This window comes from Agrobacterium sp. B1(2019) (assembly GCF_008274755.1).
GTDB classification, from domain to species: domain Bacteria; phylum Pseudomonadota; class Alphaproteobacteria; order Rhizobiales; family Rhizobiaceae; genus Agrobacterium; species Agrobacterium salinitolerans.
In genome coordinates, this window is the sequence record NZ_VTPB01000001.1 from 2057240 (window position 1) to 2076945 (window position 19706).

13 protein-coding genes are annotated in these 19706 nt (G+C 60.2%); 5 read left to right on the forward strand and 8 right to left on the reverse strand.

What is annotated here, in order from left to right; translation table 11 throughout:
• Window positions 1–141: 141 nt before the first annotated feature.
• Window positions 142–1092, forward strand: a complete 951-nt coding sequence (locus tag AGR1_RS10340) for a LysR substrate-binding domain-containing protein (RefSeq protein WP_077983334.1) — start codon at window positions 142–144, stop codon at window positions 1090–1092.
• 36 nt (window positions 1093–1128) lie between these two features.
• On the opposite strand, the gene AGR1_RS10345 is transcribed toward AGR1_RS10340, so the two are convergent.
• Complete coding sequence (locus AGR1_RS10345) at window positions 1129–3567, reverse strand: DUF1217 domain-containing protein (protein ID WP_149146862.1); 2439 nt, start codon at window positions 3565–3567, stop codon at window positions 1129–1131.
• Between the two features lie 367 nt (window positions 3568–3934).
• Here AGR1_RS10345 and AGR1_RS10350 point away from each other — a divergent pair, with 367 nt between their 5' ends.
• Window positions 3935–4501, forward strand: coding sequence for a DUF6101 family protein (locus tag AGR1_RS10350; RefSeq protein WP_080791309.1), 567 nt, complete (start codon window positions 3935–3937; stop codon window positions 4499–4501).
• Window positions 4502–4573: 72 nt separating this feature from the next.
• On the opposite strand, the gene ubiA is transcribed toward AGR1_RS10350, so the two are convergent.
• The 4 genes from ubiA to AGR1_RS10370 form a co-directional block, all read right to left on the reverse strand.
• Window positions 4574–5527: a 4-hydroxybenzoate octaprenyltransferase gene (gene ubiA / locus AGR1_RS10355; RefSeq protein ID WP_149146863.1), complete on the reverse strand. Its 954-nt coding sequence runs from the start codon at window positions 5525–5527 to the stop codon at window positions 4574–4576.
• Between the two features lie 119 nt (window positions 5528–5646).
• The gene (locus AGR1_RS10360) at window positions 5647–6447 is read right to left on the reverse strand and encodes a MipA/OmpV family protein (protein WP_149146864.1); all 801 of its coding nucleotides are present in this window, start codon (window positions 6445–6447) and stop codon (window positions 5647–5649) included.
• A 245-nt stretch (window positions 6448–6692) separates the two neighbouring features.
• On the reverse strand, window positions 6693–7949 hold the full coding sequence (locus AGR1_RS10365; protein ID WP_149146865.1) for a cyclopropane-fatty-acyl-phospholipid synthase family protein: 1257 nt from the start codon (window positions 7947–7949) through the stop codon (window positions 6693–6695).
• Window positions 7950–8118: 169 nt separating this feature from the next.
• On the reverse strand, window positions 8119–10443 hold the full coding sequence (locus tag AGR1_RS10370) for a Tex family protein (protein ID WP_149146866.1): 2325 nt from the start codon (window positions 10441–10443) through the stop codon (window positions 8119–8121).
• A 201-nt stretch (window positions 10444–10644) separates the two neighbouring features.
• Between AGR1_RS10370 and purD the strand changes: the two genes are divergently transcribed.
• From purD to AGR1_RS10385, 3 genes are all read left to right on the forward strand, one after another.
• Window positions 10645–11916 carry a phosphoribosylamine--glycine ligase gene (gene purD, locus AGR1_RS10375; protein WP_080791313.1) on the forward strand — a complete coding sequence of 424 codons (1272 nt, stop codon included), beginning with the start codon at window positions 10645–10647 and terminating at the stop codon, window positions 11914–11916.
• Window positions 11917–12073: 157 nt separating this feature from the next.
• Window positions 12074–12583: a plant virulence effector HPE1-like domain-containing protein gene (locus AGR1_RS10380; protein ID WP_149146867.1), complete on the forward strand. Its 510-nt coding sequence runs from the start codon at window positions 12074–12076 to the stop codon at window positions 12581–12583.
• A gap of 328 nt (window positions 12584–12911) precedes the next feature.
• Window positions 12912–14735, forward strand: coding sequence for a methyl-accepting chemotaxis protein (locus AGR1_RS10385; RefSeq protein ID WP_149146868.1), 1824 nt, complete (start codon window positions 12912–12914; stop codon window positions 14733–14735).
• A 57-nt stretch (window positions 14736–14792) separates the two neighbouring features.
• Here AGR1_RS10385 and AGR1_RS10390 read toward each other — a convergent pair whose 3' ends face one another.
• From AGR1_RS10390 to AGR1_RS10405, 3 genes are all read right to left on the reverse strand, one after another.
• Window positions 14793–15287, reverse strand: a complete 495-nt coding sequence (locus AGR1_RS10390; RefSeq protein ID WP_080791315.1) for a DUF523 domain-containing protein — start codon at window positions 15285–15287, stop codon at window positions 14793–14795.
• 228 nt (window positions 15288–15515) lie between these two features.
• Window positions 15516–17669 (reverse strand): glycine--tRNA ligase subunit beta, encoded by a 2154-nt coding sequence (gene glyS, locus AGR1_RS10400; protein ID WP_149146869.1) that lies wholly within the window; start codon window positions 17667–17669, stop codon window positions 15516–15518.
• A gap of 98 nt (window positions 17670–17767) precedes the next feature.
• A complete protein-coding gene (locus tag AGR1_RS10405; RefSeq protein ID WP_149146870.1) occupies window positions 17768–19705 on the reverse strand; it encodes a DUF2207 domain-containing protein in 1938 nt (645 codons plus the stop codon).
• Window position 19706: the final 1 nt, after the last annotated feature.

The window sequence follows — 19706 nt, forward strand, 5'->3', positions numbered from 1 at the left end:
AGCTGCCTTGGGTTAGGGCCCGACGTCTCGTCGGCCCGGGTTGATCCTGATTTGCTTGGTGTCAAAATGTCGCAAGACTATTGATCAGTCCAACGAATGTTTCTAATGTGAGACATCAATCATTCTGATGGATCACTATCCATGTCCGCACCGCTCGACATAGACCAGCTGCACACCTTCATCGCCATCGTCGATACGGGCAGCTTTACCAAAGCCGCTGACCGCGTTTTCAAGACGCAATCCGCCGTCTCCATGCAGATGCGGCGGCTTGAAGAACGGATCGGCAAGCAGCTTTTCGCCAAGGACGGGCGCGGCAACCGCCTGACGGCGGAGGGTGAAAAACTGATGAATTACGCCCGGCGGATCATCCGTCTGAATAATGAGGCGATCGCCGCCTTCGACGACAACCGGCTGGAAGGCACGCTACGCATCGGCACCCCTGACGATTACGCCGACCGCTACATGCCTGAAATCATCGGGCGCTTCGCCAAAACCCATCCGAATGTCGAGCTTTATATCGTCTGCGAACCCTCAGCGAGCCTTGCCGAAAAAATGAACCGCGGCGATCTCGATATCGCGCTTGTTACCCATAATCCGCGTGCCCGTTCCTCCGATGTGGTGCGCACCGAACCGCTCTGCTGGGTCGCCTCCGCCAACCATCCGCTGAAGGACGATGCACCCGTGCCGCTTGCCGTCGGGCGGCGCGACTGCCATTGGCGTCAGCTTGCCTGTTCGGCGCTCGACGCTGACGGGCGGGACTATCAGGTGCTGTTCACGAGCTGGTCCTCGACCGTCGTCGCCGCCGCCGTGCTGGCGGGCATGGCCGTTTCAGTGTTGCCGGAATCGGCGCTGCGCACTGGCATGAAGGTTCTGACCGCCGCCGACGGTTTCCCGCCCCTGCCGCCGGTGCAGATCGGCCTGATGAAACGGCCGGGCCTCTCCCCCTCGCTGGTGAATGCGATTACCGATCACATCACAGCTTGCCTCGACAACATCTCACCGATGGCCGTGGTTGACGAGATGGATAGCGACGTGAAGACGTTTCCCAAGATGCCGCGCCTGCGCGCCGGGCATATGCTGCCGGGATGGTGACTCTCTTGAAGGCCGGGCAAACCCGGCCTTTCTCACCTACCGTGCTCGCAACGTTGCGACCGCCAGCAGCGTGTCGCCGCTAATACCCGCCGAGCCGCTGCCGTTGAAGAGCGTCATGATGGGATCGGCGACGTTCTGCTGGTTGTCGTACATGATGGTGAAGCGGGCGATGAGCTTCTTGACCTTTTCCGGGTCCTGAAAATCCTTGATGTCGAAGTATTTCTTCATCATCGCCACTTGGGTATCGACGCCCGCATTGCCGAGTTCATCGGGAATGCCAAAGGTGGTCTTGATGAAGTTCTGGATCGCAGTATCGGCAAGGATCGAATAATAGGACGTCGTCCCCGCCGCCATGCGCTTGAAATAGAGCGCCAGTCGCACACCGGCGTTTTCTTCACCCGCCTGCGTTTCCAGCGTCTGGGTCAGATAATTGTCGAGCGTTTCATAAAGTCCGCGCCGTGTCTGGATCAGGCTGCGGTCTTCATGAAGGAGTTTGCCCTCCTTGTCGAAATTGAACGCGGTGACGAGGCGGCGAAAGACCGGGTCCATCTCCTTGTTGACGTAGCTATTCTTGTCATCGAGGTCAGACGTGAAGATTTTCTGCAGCTGTTCCTTGGTCACGCTTTTGGGGTCGATACCGAGCGATTCCATCGCGAATTTGGTCAGGCGATCATTCGCGAGGAATTCACTCAGCGTCTTGATCTTCTGCATCTCGCCCGAGAAATATTTTGCCTCGGTCGTTGCCGCTTCCTTGTCCTTGTCGGTGCCGAAAGCCGATTTCTTCTTGATGTATTCGGCCGACATGGTCTGCAGTTCGATTTCGGACTGCGCCAGAATGGGTGTGCCGACCGAACCGTCCTTGGCGAAGTTGAAGAGTTCGGCAAGCTTCACATACCGGTCGTCCTTGAGCGTATAAACGTAGCTCTTCTTGTCCTGAAGGTCGCTGGTCAGTACCTTCTTGATATCGGAGATGTTCACCTTGGCAGGATCGAGACCGACGGCTTTCAGCGCATAGGTATAGACGGCATTGGTTCCAAGAAAATCATTGACGCTTCTGACATTGCCAATACTGCTCTTGAACAGCGTGAGCGCCTTTGCGTCAGCTGCCTCGTCCGCATCATTGTAATGCGTCATGTAACCGCCGGTGGTCGTCGCGGTCTGTGTTGTTGTCTGCGGCGTCGCGCCGGCCGCGAGCGTCCCATCGGGGAGAAAATTGAATGCGTTTTTCAGGGCGAGGTAACGTTTGTCGTTCCTGCCCAGGGTCGCGATGTAATTGTTCGGATCGCTGAGATCGCTGGTGAGGATGTTCTTGATCGTCGCTGGCACGATGGTCAGGTCGTTCAGGTCGAAGGCCGTTCTGATGTAATTGAGAAGCCGCGCATCCGACATCAGTTCCTCTACCGTCGTGATGGACCCAATCTTGGATTCGAAATAATCCCGATTCAGCGTCGCGACGGTCGGCGTCACGCGCGGCGCGCTGCCGATATAAGAGTCCGTGACGGCTTTCAGATTTTCGGCTGTCATTGCCCCGCCGGCGACGACCGTACCGTCATTCCCGAATTCGAAGGCATTGGCCAGTTGCGCCATCTTGTTATATTGGTTGACGGTGTTCGACAGCGTCGTCTGTTCCGCCTTGATTGCCGCGAGCTTTGCCTCCCACTGATCCTGCGGCGGCAGAACGGCCTCCAGCTGGGTGAGCTGGTCCTGACGGGTCACCTTCTCCGCCTCGAGTTTGGAGCGCTCATCAGCCGTCAGGCCGGTGCCGGCAAGTTCGGTATCGATTGCCGTAATACGGTCCGTGACCTGTGCATGCAGTTCGATATTGCCCTTCATCGTCAGTTTTTCGACCGCGTCATTATAGGCCGCGCCGAATTTCTGGTTGATGTAGCTGTCCGGATCGGAAACGTCGCTCGTCATCAAGCCCTTGATGTGGGCATAGGAATAGGTCTTCTCATCAATGCCGAAGACCTGGAAGATGTAGGCGCGCGTGCGGTCGTTGCGAAGCAGCTGATCGGCATTGGTGACCGTGCCGATGATTGCCTTGTAATAACGTGTCTCTTCCGCAAGGCTGTCGTTCAGATTGGTGATCGACGTATCATACAGCCCGATCATCTTGTCGAGCTGCGCGTCCGTCTGCACGGTCTTCGTCGAAGAGCTGAAATTGAAGGCGGCGGCAAATTCCCGATAGCGCTCGTCGGTCAGCTTGTTGGCGAAGCTGTTCTGATCGTTCAGGTCGCTGTCGAGCACCTTTTTCATGAAGGCCTTGGCATAGGTCATCTCGCCGAGACCAAAAGCGTCCATGGCATAGGAATAGAGCTGGTAATTATTGAGGAACTCATCGGCGCTTTTCACATTGCCGATGTTTTCCTTGTAATATTTCGTCTGCCGCTCCACGATTCCCTGCTGCGACACGCGCGAAATGCTCGTCTTCATATCGCGGTTGATGAGGTCGTAGCTGAGAAAAGTCGATACCATCCGAATGCCCCCTGGAGCGCAGTGCATCCCTTAGGGCACCAAAAGCTCCGGTTTTAAATCCACCCCTCGCGCGTCCCATCCGGGCGCACGGCAAGCCTTGGCGCCACTATGCGTGACGCGCCTTGCCTGTAGCTTGAAAGAGCACATTTTCGGCGGGCATAAAAATCGCATTGTCTCGATCTCTTTTACCTACGCGAAACCATGCCACAGTGGGTTTTGCTAACCATTTGGGAATGCAAAGTTTTCTTAACCGCGATTTTTAAGCAGTCTCGAACATGCGGCGGATAATCTCCTGACATCAGAGGACGAAAAGTCCCGATGAGAAGACCGGAAACCGGCTCTCAGGTAAAACAAGGGTAGATTAAACATGACCAAGACCGTTCTGAAGCCCGACTGGGCCGTCGCCACACTCAGGTTAGACCCGGCACGTTTTCCGCAACAGGTCACCTATGGAAAAGGCAATGGCACGACCGATGTCGCCGTCACTCTCGATGAACGGGGCGCCGTTCTGAGAAAGGTTCTGTCCTCTTCCGGCCTGCCTCTGTCCTTCGCCCTGCCTGCCCGCGCTTTCAAGGGTGTCGCCGCCCGCGCCATCGATCATGGCGATGGACAGGTTACCGTGACGCTCGAACTTCACCATGACGATCCCGATCTCTGCGTTCCGCTTCTCGTCGCCCACGATCTCTGCGATATCGCCGCCGACTGGCGCAGCTGGTCCGAGGCCTATCGCATTCCCATGCTGATGGTGGAAGCCGATGGCGTCGCCCGTCCGTTGGAAGAACATCTCGGCAAGGTGCGCACCCAGAATACCCGCCCGCGCCGCCGCCATTCCTATTTCGCTGAGCGTCGCCCGCGCTTCCTCGTTCGCCGCTCCACCGGTTCGCTGGGCATGAGCATGAAGATCGAGGGCAAGGAAATCATCGCCCGCAGCTGACAATCTTCAGCAAGACAATCAAAAGCCCGGCGCGCAACGCGACCGGGCTTTTTGCATCTTATGTTTCCGGCTTCAGGCCAGCAGAAGCGGCAGGATGAGGCCGGCGAAAATCAGAACCCCAACCCTGTTGTTGGATTTAAACAGCACGAGGCATTGGTCAACGTCATCGATATCGAGCACCCAGACCTGCCGGAACAGCATAAGGGCAGCGGCGGCAAGACCGCTATAGGCAATGATGTTAACGCCTGCCGTCCAGAACGACAGGAAAATCATGACAAGGGCTGTGCCATAAAGGAAAACCAGCCAGCGATGTGTGTTTTCTCCAAACAGCAGGGCAGTCGAACCGATGCCCACGGCCGTGTCGTCTTCCTTGTCCTGATGGGCGTAGATTGTATCATAACCGATCGTCCAGGCGATCGCGCCGACATAAAGCAGGACAGGCGGCCAGGCGAGTGAAGCGAACTGTCCGGCCCAGCCCATGAGCGCGCCCCAGGAAAAAGCCAGCCCGAGGAAAAACTGCGGCCAGTGGGTGAAGCGCTTGGCGAAAGGATAGATCGCCACAAACATGAGTGACGCGATCCCGGTGAGAATGGCGAAATTGTTGAACTGCAAAAGCACCACGAGCCCGGCAAGCGCCTGCAACACGATGAAGACCTTAGCCTGCGTCCGGGTTACACGACCGGAAGGCAACGGCCGAGAGCGTGTGCGCGCCACGGCCATGTCAATCTTGTGGTCGGCCAGATCATTATAGGTGCAGCCCGCGCCGCGCATCGCCACCGATCCGATGAAGAATAGCGCCAGATGCCAGACCAGCGTCGCCCAGGAAAAGCCGCCCGTCACTAATGCTGCATTGGCCGCAAGGGCTGCGGACCAGAAACACGGCCACATCAGTAGTTGCCAGCCAATGGGGCGATCCCACCGGGCCAATTGCGCATAAGGCCAGAGGGACCTCGGCAAAATCCGATAGACCCAGTTGTTGGATGGCGCGTCGGAAACGCGGTCTGACAAATCGCTGTGGTGAACCATGGGATGGTTCTACAGCATTGGCAAAAAAATCGGAATGGATTTCAGCACCCGGTCCTGAATGCAAAAAGCCCCGCTGCAACTTCGCAACGGGGCTTTGTATGACCTTATCGCCCGTCCCCTCAGGGCAGCGAGAAATTGAATTTGTAGCTGGCCTGAACACCGACGATGAACTGGTTTTTAGAGCCGCGCTCGCGCACCAGCGAACTGTCGGCGGCGTCACCGGTCAGGCGGCGATATTCCGCAAACGAGCCGACTTCGGCGTTTTCGGTGACTTTCCAGGTAATGGCAGCGCCAACGCCGGCCGAATGCAGGCCGCCGCCCGGGCTGTAGGGCGATGGCGCGCCGGCAGCCGTCTGTGCGGCGCTTACGCCGTAATAACGCTCATTGTATTTGCTGCTCACCCATGTCGCGCGCGGACCGGCGGAAATCTGGATGCCGGGGGCGATTTCGGTGAAGGCATCGACGGCAACGTCGCCGACAATGCCGCTGTGGCTGCGAATACCCTGACGGACTTCCCCGCGAACGCGCAGCCAGTCGGTCGGATAGGCCTCGGCGAAACCGCCGAGCTCGCCGCCGCGCTTGATGCGGGTCATGCCCTTCAGATCGGACGAGTCGCCCTCGTCGCGCGGGGACACCAGCTTTCCGGCAAGACCCATACTGATCGGGCCGCTATCCAGAAGCGAAATCGAGGCGCTGTCGTTACGCGAGGTGAAACGCGCGCCTTGGCCCTGGCGGCCGAGCGAAATGATGGGCGAGAAGCCGAATTCATTCTTGTTGTCGCCCTGGTACTTCGGCGCGCTGAAACCGGCGCCGCCGAGTTTCAGATACCAGTCACCGGAAAACCAGCCTTCCGCATGAGCATTGCCCACGGCAAAAAGCGACAGGACACAGGCGGCGGCTGCCGCTGATGGCTTGAACATGAAACAACCCCAGAAACGCAATACAGACAGGTGTCCGTAGAATTAGAGGGATTGTCTTTCCATTCCATTAACCAGAGCAGGCAAAGCAGAACAGTACTGCGAGGCTCGCGACAGGGGCCAAACCTCACCTCCGTCATGCTCGGCCCTGTCCCGAGCATCTGCAACCGAAGGACTTTATGCAACGTGGATAGATCCTCGGGACCCGAGGATGACGCCGCGAGTGCGGAAGCGTTCGTCCGCCGTCGTCAGAACGTCACCGTCTCCAGTGGTGCCCGGGTCTTTTCAAACTCCAGCAGCCTTGCCTCGTTCTGCGCGATGTAGTCGCGATTATGCGGTACGGCATCTCGATCCTTGGCGATCTGAATCTGGAAAATATGGAAGTTTTCGTGGGTGAAGGCCATTTCCGAGCCCGCCAGATAAAACTCCCACATGCGGAAGAACCGTTCGTCGTAAAGTGCGACCGCTTCGGCCCTGCGCGCCACGAAACGCTCCCGCCAGTGGCGTAGCGTATGGGCGTAATGCATGGGCAGGATTTCGATATCCTTCACCAGCAGCCTTGACTTTTCGATGGCCGGCAGCACCTCGGCAAGCGAAGGGATATACCCACCCGGGAAGATGTATTTTTCGATGAAGGGATTGGTCGCCATCGCCGGATAGGGTTGGCCGATGGAATGCAGCACCATCACGCCCTTGTCATCAAGCACCTCCGCCACCTTGTCGAAATAATCACGATAATGGGTCGGCCCGACATGTTCAAACATGCCGACGGAGACGATGCGATCATATTTTTTCGAAGCCGGCAAGTAGCGGTAGTCCTGCAATTCGAAACGGACATTTGTGGCAAGACCCCGTTTAGCGGCACGATCACGGGAGACGCGCAGCTGTTCCTCGCTGAGCGTAATGCCGGTCACATCCGCACCGGCACTTTCGGCGATATACATCGCCATGCCGCCCCAGCCGGAGCCGATTTCCAGCACGCTCTGGCCGGGCTCGGTCATCAGCTTGGCGGCGATGTGACGTTTCTTGGCGACCTGCGCCTCATAAAGGCTGATGCCGGGCGGATTGAAATAGGCGCAGGAATATTGCCAGTCCTCATCGAGGAAGAGGTCGAACAGCTTGGCGCTCAGATCATAATGGTGGGCGACATTGCTCTTGTTGTGGTTGACCGGCAGATGCATCTTGATGCGGGCGGCGATGATGCGGGCCATGCCGCGCCAGATCATGCCGAAGGACAGCGCTTCGCTGAGCGTGTTGCTTTTGACCAGCGCCAGGAAATCGTAAATGTCGCCTTCCGCGACCTTCGCCCGCCCTTCCATGTACATTTCAGCGAGCTTCAGCGCCGGATCGGCGGCGATCTCCTGCATGGCGGCTTCATCGGTGAAGTCCAGAACCACCTTTTTTCCCGTGCCGTTGCCGAAAGTGCGGCTGCCGCCCGGACTATTCACGGTGAGATCACCGTTCTTGATTATCTTTTCGAGAAGAACATGCAGAGACGACGCCATGGCACCCCCAATTGCTAAGTCTCACTTATCAATTTCGCTGACCGTATTCCTTTCAGCACAAGTTGCAAGATAGTCTTATTTCAAAAAAATTGAACGATTTCATCAAGCAAAAAGCCCCACCGGACACACCGGCGAGGCTTTTTTGGTAAAAAATCATTTCAACCGCAGGTCAGCGTCGCTTCATGGCTTCTGCCAGAGCGGCGGCGAGCGCACCACCGGATTGCGACCCCTCGTTGCGGTCTTTGGGCTTGGCTGTCGCGTGCCGCATGGCGCTGGCGTTGGCCTTCTCGCGCATCGGCTGCGGCGCCGCCTCGCCGCCATCCTTGCGCATGGTCAGCCCGATGCGCTTGCGCTTCACGTCCACTTCCACGACTCGCACCTTGACGACATCGCCCGCCTTGACGACCTCATGCGGGTCTTTCACGAAACGATCGGCGAGTTGCGACACATGCACCAGCCCGTCCTGATGCACGCCGATATCCACGAAAGCGCCGAAGGCGGCGACATTGGTGACAGTGCCTTCGAGCAGCATGCCCGGTTTCAGATCGGTTATCTCGTCCACACCCTCGGCAAAGGTCGCGGTCTTGAAGCTCGGGCGCGGATCACGGCCGGGCTTTTCCAGTTCGGCGATGATGTCTTTCACGGTAGGCAGGCCGAATTGCTCGTCGATGAAGCGCTTGGGGTCAAGCGCCTTCAGCGCGGCACTGTCACCCATCAGCGAACGCAGATCACGGCCGCAGGCAGCGACGATCTTTTTCGCCACGCCATAGGCTTCCGGGTGCACCGATGAGGCATCCAGCGGCTCCTTGCCGTTCGGGATGCGCAGGAAGCCGGCGCATTGTTCGAAGGTGCGCTGGCCAAGGCGCGGCACTTTCAGAAGCTCCTTGCGGCTGGCGAAAGGACCGGTCTGATCGCGATGGGTGACAATGGCATCGGCAATCGAGCTGCCAAGGCCCGATACCCGTGCCAGAAGCGGCGACGAGGCCGTGTTGAGATCGACGCCAACGGCATTCACGGCATCTTCCACCACAGCATCGAGCGAACGGCTGAGGCGGCCCTGATCGACATCGTGCTGGTACTGACCGACGCCGATGGATTTCGGCTCGATCTTCACCAGTTCCGCCAGCGGGTCCTGAAGACGGCGGGCAATGGAGACGGCACCGCGTAGCGAAACGTCGAGATTGGGGAATTCGGCCGCCGCCCGTTCCGAAGCGGAATAGACCGATGCGCCCGCCTCCGAGACGATGACCTTGGTGGGCTTTGCGCCGGAAGCGGAAGCCGGCAGCTGCGCCAGAAGATCGGCGACCAGCTTTTCCGTCTCGCGGCTGCCGGTACCATTGCCGATGGCGATCAGCTCGACATTATGCTTGCGAATGAGCAAGGCAAGTTCCGCCTGCGCGCCGCGCACATCGTTCTTCGGCTGGAAGGGGTAAACCGTCGAGGTGTCCAGCAGCTTGCCGGTGCCATCCACCACGGCGACCTTGACACCGGTGCGGATGCCCGGATCGAGGCCCATGGTGGCGCGCGATCCGGCGGGGGCGGCCAGCAGAAGATCCTTGAGGTTTCGGGCAAAGACATTGATCGCCTCTTCTTCCGCCCGCTCGCGCAACTCGCGCATCAGATCGAGCGAAAGCGACATGGAGAGCTTCACACGCCAGGTCCAGCCTGCCACTTCCATCAGCCACTGATCGGCGGGGCCGGCATTGCGGATATCGAAGGCGGCCGCGACGGTGCGCTGCGCAGGTTTGACCGGAGAGGGATCATCCGCATCGACATCGATGGTCAGCGTCAGAATTTCCTCATTCCAGCCGCGCAGCATGGCAAGCGCCCGGTGGCCCGGCACGGTTGCCCAGCGTTCTGAATGGTCGAAATAATCCGAGAACTTCTCGCCCGCCGCCTGTTTACCATCCACGACCTTGGCGCGGAAGGTGGCGTTCTGGCGCATGTAATCGCGCAAGCGGCCGAGAAGATCGGCATTTTCCGTCATGGTCTCTGCCACGATGTCGCGCGCGCCCTCAAGGGCGGCCTTCACTTCGGCCACCTCGCCCTTAACATAGGCCTCCGCCAGCTTCGCCGGATCGGCGGCGCGGTTCTCCCAGATGGCTTCGGCAAGCGGGCCGAGGCCACGCTCACGGGCGATTTCCGCGCGGGTGCGGCGCTTCGGCTTATAGGGCAGATAAAGGTCTTCCAGCTCCGCCTTGGTGCCCGCCTGCATGATTTTGAGCATCAGCTCATCGCTCATCTTGCCTTGGCCGGTGATGGTTTCGACGATGGAGGCGCGGCGCGCATTCAGTTCGCGCAGATAGACAAGGCGTTCCGAAAGCGTGCGCAGCTGGGTATCGTCAAGCCCTCCCGTCACTTCCTTTCGGTAACGGGCGATGAAGGGAACGGTCGCGCCCTCGTCCAGCAAGGCCACCGCCGCCTTCACCTGATCGGGGCGTGCGTTGATTTCGGAGGCGATGAGCGTGGCGAGGCGGGCATTATCTGCGGTCATGAGGTTCTCTGATGTCACATCTGAAGCAGCGAACATAATGTCTGATTGTGGCGTGACAACAAGAGGCGGGAACGATTCCACAGGAAAGGCTCACTCCAAGGGAAAGACAGGCATTTGCGGCGCTTTCTCCTTGACCTTTCGCCCCCCTGCCCTTAACGCCCCTGACACAAGATTACTGGCGAATTTGCAGGGGTGTTGACCATGAAAGTTCTGTTGATCGGTTCCGGCGGACGCGAACATGCGCTGGCGTGGAAAATCGCCCAGTCTCCCCTGCTCGATGCGCTTTTTGCCGCCCCCGGCAACCCCGGCATCGCCGACCACGCGACGCTGGTGGCTCTGAACGTGGAAGACCACGCGGCCGTCATCGCCTTTGCGAAAGAAAAGGCAATCGACTTCGTCGTCGTCGGCCCGGAAGCGCCGCTGGTGGCGGGCCTTGCGGATGACCTGCGTGCCGCCGGCATTGCCACTTTCGGACCCTCGAAAGCCGCCGCCCAGCTTGAGGGCTCCAAGGGCTTCACCAAGGACCTCTGCGCCCGCTACGATATTCCGACCGGCGCTTACCAGCGCTTCAAGGCCGCAGAACCCGCCAAGGACTATGTTCGCCAACAGGGCGCACCGATCGTCATCAAGGCCGACGGGCTTGCCGCCGGCAAGGGCGTGACCGTGGCCATGACCGAAGCGGAAGCGCTTGCCGCAGTTGACGACTGTTTCGACGGCGCTTTCGGCGCGGCTGGCGCTGAAGTGGTGGTGGAGGCCTTTCTCGATGGCGAGGAAGCGAGCTTCTTCTGCCTTTCCGACGGCAAGACCGCGCTGGCGCTCGCCACCGCGCAGGATCACAAGCGCGTCGGCGATGGCGATACCGGCCCGAATACCGGCGGCATGGGCGCCTATTCCCCCGCCCCTGTCATGACACCGGCCATGGTGGAGCGCACCATGAAGGAGATCATCGAGCCGACGATCTCGGGCATGGCCAAGGATGGCAATCCCTTCTCCGGCGTTTTCTTCGCCGGGTTGATGATTACCGCCAAGGGTCCGGAACTGATCGAATATAACGTCCGTTTCGGCGACCCCGAATGCCAGGTGCTGATGATGCGCCTGAAAAGCGATCTGCTGCCGATCCTATATGCCACCGCCACCGGCACGCTGGACAAGGTTGAGGCGGAATGGCGCGACGATGCGGCGCTGACCGTCGTTCTCGCCTCGAAGGGCTATCCCGGCGCTTACGACAAAAACACGCCGATCGCCCGTATTCCCGAGGCCAGCGAAGAGGCGAAGGTGTTCCATGCCGGAACCGCGCTGAAGGACGGCAGGCTGGTGGCCACGGGTGGACGCGTGCTGAACGTCACCGCCCTTGGAAAGACCGTGACGGAGGCGCAGGCCCGCGCCTATGCGCTGGCGGACAAGGTGGAGTGGGAAAACGGCTTTTGCCGCCGCGATATCGGCTGGCAGGCCGTCGCGCGCGAAAAGACCTGATCCCTAAGGCAAACGGGATTGGACACGAATATTTCGTTCAATTTTTACCAAGTTTGCTGACCCGATGGAAACGAAACATCGGTAATACTTGCCGGAACATTGAATGGCGCACTGTGTCTCGATCACAAGGCCGCGCCGTCATTTCGGGGGTTTTTCGATGCGTCGTCTTTTTCTGACAGCTGTTATCACGCTGACCGGCGGGTCGGCGATGGCGTCTTCCATCGAATATATAAACGGCGTGCATGTGGCCAATGGCAGCTTCATTCGTCGCGATTGCGCGGGCTGCAAGCCCATGAAGGCAAAAGCCGTGGCGCAGGGTTATGCCGTGCCCTCCATTGAGCCAGGCACGCAGCACACGGAAATGCGCGAAGTCGACGGCAAGCGCACCCTGGTGCGCACCGAAGCCTGGCTTGGCGGCGCGCCCGTCACCTTCGTCAGCACCAATCCGGCATGGATGGCGGAAACCTCCAGCACGGCCATCGCGACCTATGACGAGGCCGAGCCCGCGGCACATCCGGCTGAGACGGTTTCGACACCGACCGGTATCGACGTGACGACGACCACGGCAGCCGTCAAGGAACTTTCCGCCGAAAACGCAGCCGAGCCGGCCAGCGCCTCGATAATCGGCGCGCCCCAGTTCCCGGATTTCAAATTGCGCGGCAACTGACCGGCCGATGACGCATCATCATGACGAACGTCAGTTAATCGCGTCATCGCTGCATTCTCGAAATGACGCCGCAACCATGCGGGGAATATTGCCTTCTCCGCCGCTTATTCTGCCTATCGGGCCAGATAGAGCTTTCTCTAATTAAATATTTATTCAAATTTTTAGTCACTAAGTGCTTCTATAGTGCGATGCAGCACAGGATGAGGCCTCGGCGCGGATACGCGCTTTTCGGCCCTTTTTATCGCGCATCATGCGCCTCTCCCCTCTCCGAAACATCGGTACCGCGCGGCATTTTCAGGCGTGCGATTCCAAACGCTTGTGAGCGCCCATGAAGAACCTTTCCATTTCCCGTCAACTGATCGTTCTCGTGTTGGCCCTGATGGCCGCCTTCGCCGTGGCGACGTTTTACCAGCTGAAATCCGCCACCGATGCTATCTATGAGGAACGCTACGGCATGCTGCGGACGCAGGTGCAATCGGCGATCTCCATCCTGAAATCCTTCCACGACAAGGAAAAGGCCGGAACACTTTCGCGCGACGAAGCCATGAAACAGGCTTACGCAACCGTCAGCGCCATGCGCTTCACGCCGGACGGCTATCTCTTCGGTTACGACTATGACGTGACGATGAAGTTCCATCCTGATGCAAAACGGGTCGGGGAAAACTACAAGGGCAAGCCCGACAGCAAGGGTTTCGCCTATCGCGACGAACTGGTGCGGCTTGGCCGCAATGGCGGCGGCCAGACGGATTTTTACGGTCCGAAGCCCGGCATGGAAGGCAATGACTACGCCAAGAGCGCCTATGCGCTTGCATTCGACCCCTGGCAGGTGGTGGTCGTGACAGGCGTTTACATCGACGATCTGAACGCGCAGGTGCGTGGCGATGTGATGAAGGCGCTGTCCATGGGCGCGCTGATCTTCGTACTGGCGCTTGCCGCCGCTTTCTACGTCATCCGTGGCATTTCCAAACCGCTTGGCGATATTCACCTTGCGCTCGGTGAAGTGGCCAATGAAAACGTCTCGGTCGCCATTCCCCATACCGGCCTCACCAATGAGGTGGGCATGATGGCGAAGGCCACCGCCTCGCTTCAGGACAAGGTGCGCGAGCGCCACGCCATGCAGCGCCGTGAGGAAGAGCAGCAGCGGCAGCTCAATGCCGAGCGCCAGAACAATCTCGACATGCAGCGCGACGAGGCGGAACTGCAGGCGCGCGTCGTCACCACCATCGGCGAGGCGCTGGAAAAGCTCGCCGGCGGAGATCTAACCGTGCGCTGCGGCGATCTCGGCAACCGTTATGCGGCGCTGCGCGACAATTTCAACGAAGCCCTGACCCATCTTGACGCAGCCATGGCCAAAGTGAACTCCAAAAGCATCGATATTGGCGGCTCCAAGGAGGAAATCCGCAAGGCCTCCAACGAGCTTTCGCAGCGCACCGAACGGCAGGCAGCAAATCTGGAAGAAACCTCGGCCGCTCTTGATGAATTGACGGTTGCGGTGCGCCAGACCGCGGAAGGGGCTGCCGACGCCGCCAAGCGCGTCACCACCGTCAGCTCCGAAGCCATCCGCAGCGACCGGGTGGTGGAAGAAGCGATCACCGCGATGAGCGGTATCGAGCAGTCTTCCGACCAAATTTCCAACATCATTGGCGTGATCGACGACATCGCCTTCCAGACCAACCTTCTGGCGCTGAATGCCGGTGTGGAGGCGGCGCGTGCGGGTGAGGCCGGCAAGGGCTTTGCCGTGGTGGCGCAGGAAGTGCGCGAACTGGCGCAAAAATCCGCCGCCGCCGCCAAGGAGATCAAGGACCAGATCGCCCGCTCTTCCGCCCAGGTGGAAAACGGCGTGCGGCTCGTCGGCGAGGCCGGCGACGCGCTGAAACGCATCTCCGACCAGATCAAATCCGCCAACGAGATCGTCAGCAAGATCGCCCATTCGGCCGCCGAACAGGATACGACGCTGCGCTCGATCTCCTCATCGCTCAACCAGCTCGACGTCGCCACCCAGCACAATGCGGCGATGGCGGAAGAGACCACGGCTTCGGCGGAAGCGCTGGCCGTCGACACCGAGGAGCTGCTGAACCTCATCCGCGGCTTCCGCGTCTCTTCCGGCCACCAACTGCATGGGATGGCAGAGCGGATGCGCATGGCGGGGTGATTGGCCCGAGAGCTATCGATGAAAACGGCGCCGGGGGTAACTCCGGCGCTCTTTATTTCAATGGGTCAGCGCATCCAGCCGGTCGATATCGGCCGGGGAAAAGACCGCAATACCGGCTTTTTCGAGCAGCGCCGCCGTCACGCCATTGCCCGCGTGTTTGACGCCAGAAAACGAACCGTCATAGATCGCGACTGAACCGCAGGACGGACTGCCGTCGATCAGCAGCGCGTAAGTACAGCCATTGGCCTTGGCGAAGGCCAGCGCCCTTTCCGCACCGGCGATAAATTGCGCCGTGACATCGCCGCCGGTCACCTCCAGCACACGGGCGCGACCCTCCAGCACATCGAGGCCGGAGGCACCCTTCTCGATTTCCGCCGGCGGGCGCGGCACGGGCATACCGCCCGCCATCTCCGGACAGATCGTTACCAGCCTGCCTTCGCTGCGCCAGCGCTCGATTGTTGGGTGGGATAGAGGTTTGCCCTTGCCGTCGTAGCGGACGGGCTGGCCGAGGAGGCAGGCGCTGATGAGGATTTTGGCAGGTGTGTGGGTCATTGGGAAATCATCCTGCGGGGGTCGCGGTCGCGGCCTACCCCCTCTGCCCTGCCGGGCATCTCCCCCTCAAGGGGGGAGATCGGCAAGAGGCATGCTCCCCGCTCTTCCCGCGACGTTCAATGTAGTTGGTAGGCCGCCGCTGGTCGATCTCCCCCCTTGAGGGGGAGATGTCCGGCAGGACAGAGGGGGTGAACCGCGCACGCGACGCCACGGTCCCTCCAAATTCCCTCACCCGGTAATCTTCGAGAAATCCGCAACCGTACCAGTGGCCTCGCGGATAGCCTTCAGCAGCGCCAGCCGATTGGCGCGGATGGCCGCATCCTCGTCATTAACGAGCACATCCTCGAAAAACTTGTCGACGGGCGCGCGCAGCGTCGAAAGCGCCTGCATGGCCGAGCGGAAATCCTCACCTTCGACGGCCTTCGCGGCATCGGCAGAAGCCGTCCTGATCGCCGCATAAAGCGCCTTTTCGGCATCGAGCTTCAGCAGCTCTTCCGAAACGCCATCGGCCACCACGGTGCCCTTCTTTTCCTCGGCGGCCAGAAGCTGGGTAGCGCGCTTGGCGCCCGCCAGAAGGTTGCGGCCATCCTCGCCGGTGATGAAGGCGGTGAGCGCTTCGACACGGCGGGCGATCATCAAAAGATCATCGGATTCCGGCGTCAGAACGGCGTCGATCAGATCGTAACGGGCACCGAGGTCGCGCAGATAGACCTTCAGGCGGTCGTGGAAGAAGGAGAGGAGATCCGGGTCCTTCGCAACGCTTAGCAGCGAAAGCCGCACGTTTTTCTCAAGCAAAATGCGCACCACACCCAGCGCCGCGCGGCGCAGCGCAAAGGGGTCCTTCGAGCCGGTCGGCTTCTCATCGATGGCCCAGAAACCGACGAGCGTGTCGAGCTTGTCGGCCAGAGCCACCGTGATCGCCACCTTGTCGGCCGGCAGGCGGTCGGAAGGACCCTGCGGCTTGTAGTGGTCTTCAATCGCCGCAGCGACGCTTTCGTTTTCGCCCTGCAGCGCCGCATATTTGCGGCCCATCAGGCCCTGAAGCTCAGGGAACTCACCGACAGCTTCAGTGCGCAGGTCGGCCTTGGCCAGCACGACAGCACGGTCCACCAGATCGGCATCGGCACCCACGACGGGGGCCAGCGCCTTCGCCAGTTCGCGAATGCGGGCCACACGCTCACCCTGCGTGCCGAGCTTGGCATGGAAGGTGACGTTCAGCGCATCGAGCTTGGCCATGCGCTGGTCGAGCGGCTTCTTGAGATCGAGACCGAATTTCGCAGCCGAATCCTTGAGCGTTTCCAGATCGGGCAGATCGCCCTGGTCGCGGTTCCAGAAGTGGCGGGCATCCGACAGGCGGGCGCGAACGACCTTGCCATTGCCATGGATGATTTCCTTGCCGCCGTCGCTCGCCTCGATGTTCGAGATCAGGATGAAGCGGTTGGAAAGACCCTCTTCCGCACCCTGATTGCGGGTAACGAAACACTTCTGGTTGGTCTTGATGGTGAGGCGAATGATTTCCGCCGGAATTTGCAGATAGTCTTCCTCGAAGGTGCCCATCAGCACCTGCGGCCATTCGACGAGGCCGGAGACTTCTTCGAGCAGCCCCTCGTCTTCCACCAGTTCAAGACCGTTGGCGAAAGCCAGATCCTTGGCGTCGTGCAGGATGATGTCCTTGCGACGCTCGGCATCCAGCACGACCTTCGCCTTTTCGAGGCTCGAGACATAGTCCTCGAAACGGCGCACGGTGATGGGACCCGGCGCGTGGAACCGATGGCCATAGGTGACGTTGCCGGCGACGATGCCGTCGATGACGAAGGGAATGACCTGCGTTTCGTCATGTTCGGGGCCGAACAGGCAGACGATGGATTGCAGCGGGCGCACCCAGCGCAGGCTTTCCGAGCCCTTGCCTTCGATGCCACCGTAGCTGGAACCCTTGGGCATCGAGGCCGGGCCGGAGCGCATGGATTTCGGCCAGGGGAAAGAGCGGATGATACCGGGCATAACCTCGGCGATGATCTCTTCCGCCGGGCGGCCGGGCTTGTTGATGATGGCGACATAGAAATCGCCCTTCTTCGGATCGGAAACGACCTGCGCTTCCGAGATGTCGCTGAGGCCAGCGCCGCGCAGAAAGCCCTCGATGGCCTTTTCATTGGCGTCGGTGCGCGGGCCCTTCTTTTCCTCGCGAACATCGGCAGAGCGGGCGTTGAGACCGCGAATATCCAGCGTCAGGCGGCGCGGCGTCCAATATTCGCGCGCACCCTCATAGGTCAGCCCTCTCTCCACCAGCGCATCGGTGACGAGTTTCTTCAGATCGCCCGCCGCCTTGCGCTGCATGCGGGCGGGGATTTCTTCGGAGCGAAGTTCAAGCAGAAGATCGGGCATGGGATAAGGACTTTAATCTGTTGCAAAAGAGTGTCGCGGACTTAGCAAGACCAGCGGCAAAAGTCACCAGCTATCGGTTAAATTAGCGCCGGCGGGCGTTACCAGCCGCCGCCGCCGCCGCCACCACCGCCGGAGCCGGAAAAACCGCCGCCGCCACCGCCCGAAAAGCTGGAGCCGGAAGAGCTGACGGGCTGGGGAATGGTGGAGGCGATAGTGTTCGCCATGGAGGTGGAAAAGCCGCCGATCCTGTCGCCAAAGCTGCCGTAATTGCTGCCCGCATACCAGCCGGGCGCATAACTTGCAGCCGCGGCACCGGCAGCGGCCGTTGCCAGCCAGGCCTCGAAGGTGCGGTTCCACGGTTTTTCGACGCCGAGCGCCACCGCATAGGGCAGCAATGTCTCGAAATGCTGCGGCGACATGGCGGGCGCACCCGCCATGTTCATCCGGTCTTTTTCCGCCAGCGTCAGATAGGTTCTGAGACCTTCGATACCGTCCATCAGCTTGCGGCCGAGCGGCGTCGGCGCGCCCATCAGGAACAGGAACAGCGCATTGGTGAGCACGATGCCGCCGATGGCGGCCAGCGCCAGCGACTTGGTGTCATGGGTGACATCCAGCAGGATTTGCGTGGCGATGCCGCCAATGGCTGAAAAGGCCACGAAACCGGCAAAGGCCAGCATGACGATGCCGCCGATCCGCTTGCGCAGCGGTGCGCCGCGCGAAAACTGGCGGCCGATGCCGATCGACAGGATGCTGAAGAAGAAGGCGAAAAAGCCGAAGACCAGCACGGCGGCAATGGCGCTTTCATCCAGATCGCCGAAGATCAACGTCGCGACGATGAGGGCGATGCTGAGGAAGATGCCGAAGACGGTGTAACCGGCATTGCTGCGGTAATATTTGCCGCGATGCTCTTTTTCTATCGCCGCGCGGAACTGTTTTCCGACTTTCTCCACCTCCGGCCCATGGGCCTTGTCGATGGTCAGCGCCTTCCCCGAACCGCCGATGGAGGCAAGCAGCGTTTTCTGCCCGCTCGGCAGATCGGCAGCGGTTGCCTTTTCCGTGCGGCGAATGACGATGGCGTTCTTCAAATCCTCCAGAACGACATAACCCTTCACCGCAAGATCAAGGGCCGAAGCAGAGAGCGCCGTCCAGCCGGCACCTGAGAAACCGCGATTATCGACGTAATTGACCAGAGCCGGCGAAAGCCCCTCCGGCGCATCCCAGCGTGGCACGACCACGCCCCTCGCCGGATCGCGGCCGACGGCAAACCACGCCCGCAGGTAATAGAGCAGCACGGCAAAAAGCCCGCCGCCTGAGAGCAGGATGGCGAGATTATCCCGCAGCCACCAGCCCGCCTCCTGTGAGGCGTCCGGCGCGGCAATTGCACCCTTGGGCAGCTTCACGGCAACCGTCATGCCCTCGCCAACCGAAAACGGGCGGGTGGTGGCGAAGAAAACCTCGTTGCCTTCGCTGAGGATGCGCGCATCCTTGCCTTTCGCGCCAAGCGGGCCAGTGAAGACGGCGGTATCGGTGGCCTTTACACCCTGCGGCAGCGTGATGGTCGCGGAAATCTCGCCCATCGGGAATTGCCAGCCATTGCCGGTGACGTTCCAGGTCAGCTCGTCATAATCGCTGAAATAGCGGATCTGCCGGGCAGTGGTGTAGGTAATCTGGAAGATATGTTCGCCGGTCGGCAGAAAACGCTCGGCGCTGCCGGTATAGATCCGGATGCCGCCATCGATATTTTCGGTGCGCCAGTTTTCCGGCGCGCCATCGCGCTCCACCGAAACGACGTTGAAATCCACCTTGGTGCGGCGATTATTCGCATCCAGCGCATAAAGCGGGAAGTCGCGGAAGATGCCGCGCTTGATATTCTGGCCTTCGGCGCGGGCGGTGATGGTTTCGGTCACCGTCAGCTTGCCGTCCGTCGCCACCTCGACGACGGAATGGTAGGAGCGGATGAATTCCTCCGCAAAGGCCGGGAAGGTCGCGCCCAGGAAGACGAACAGCGCGAGAAGTCTAACGGCGATAGTCTTCACG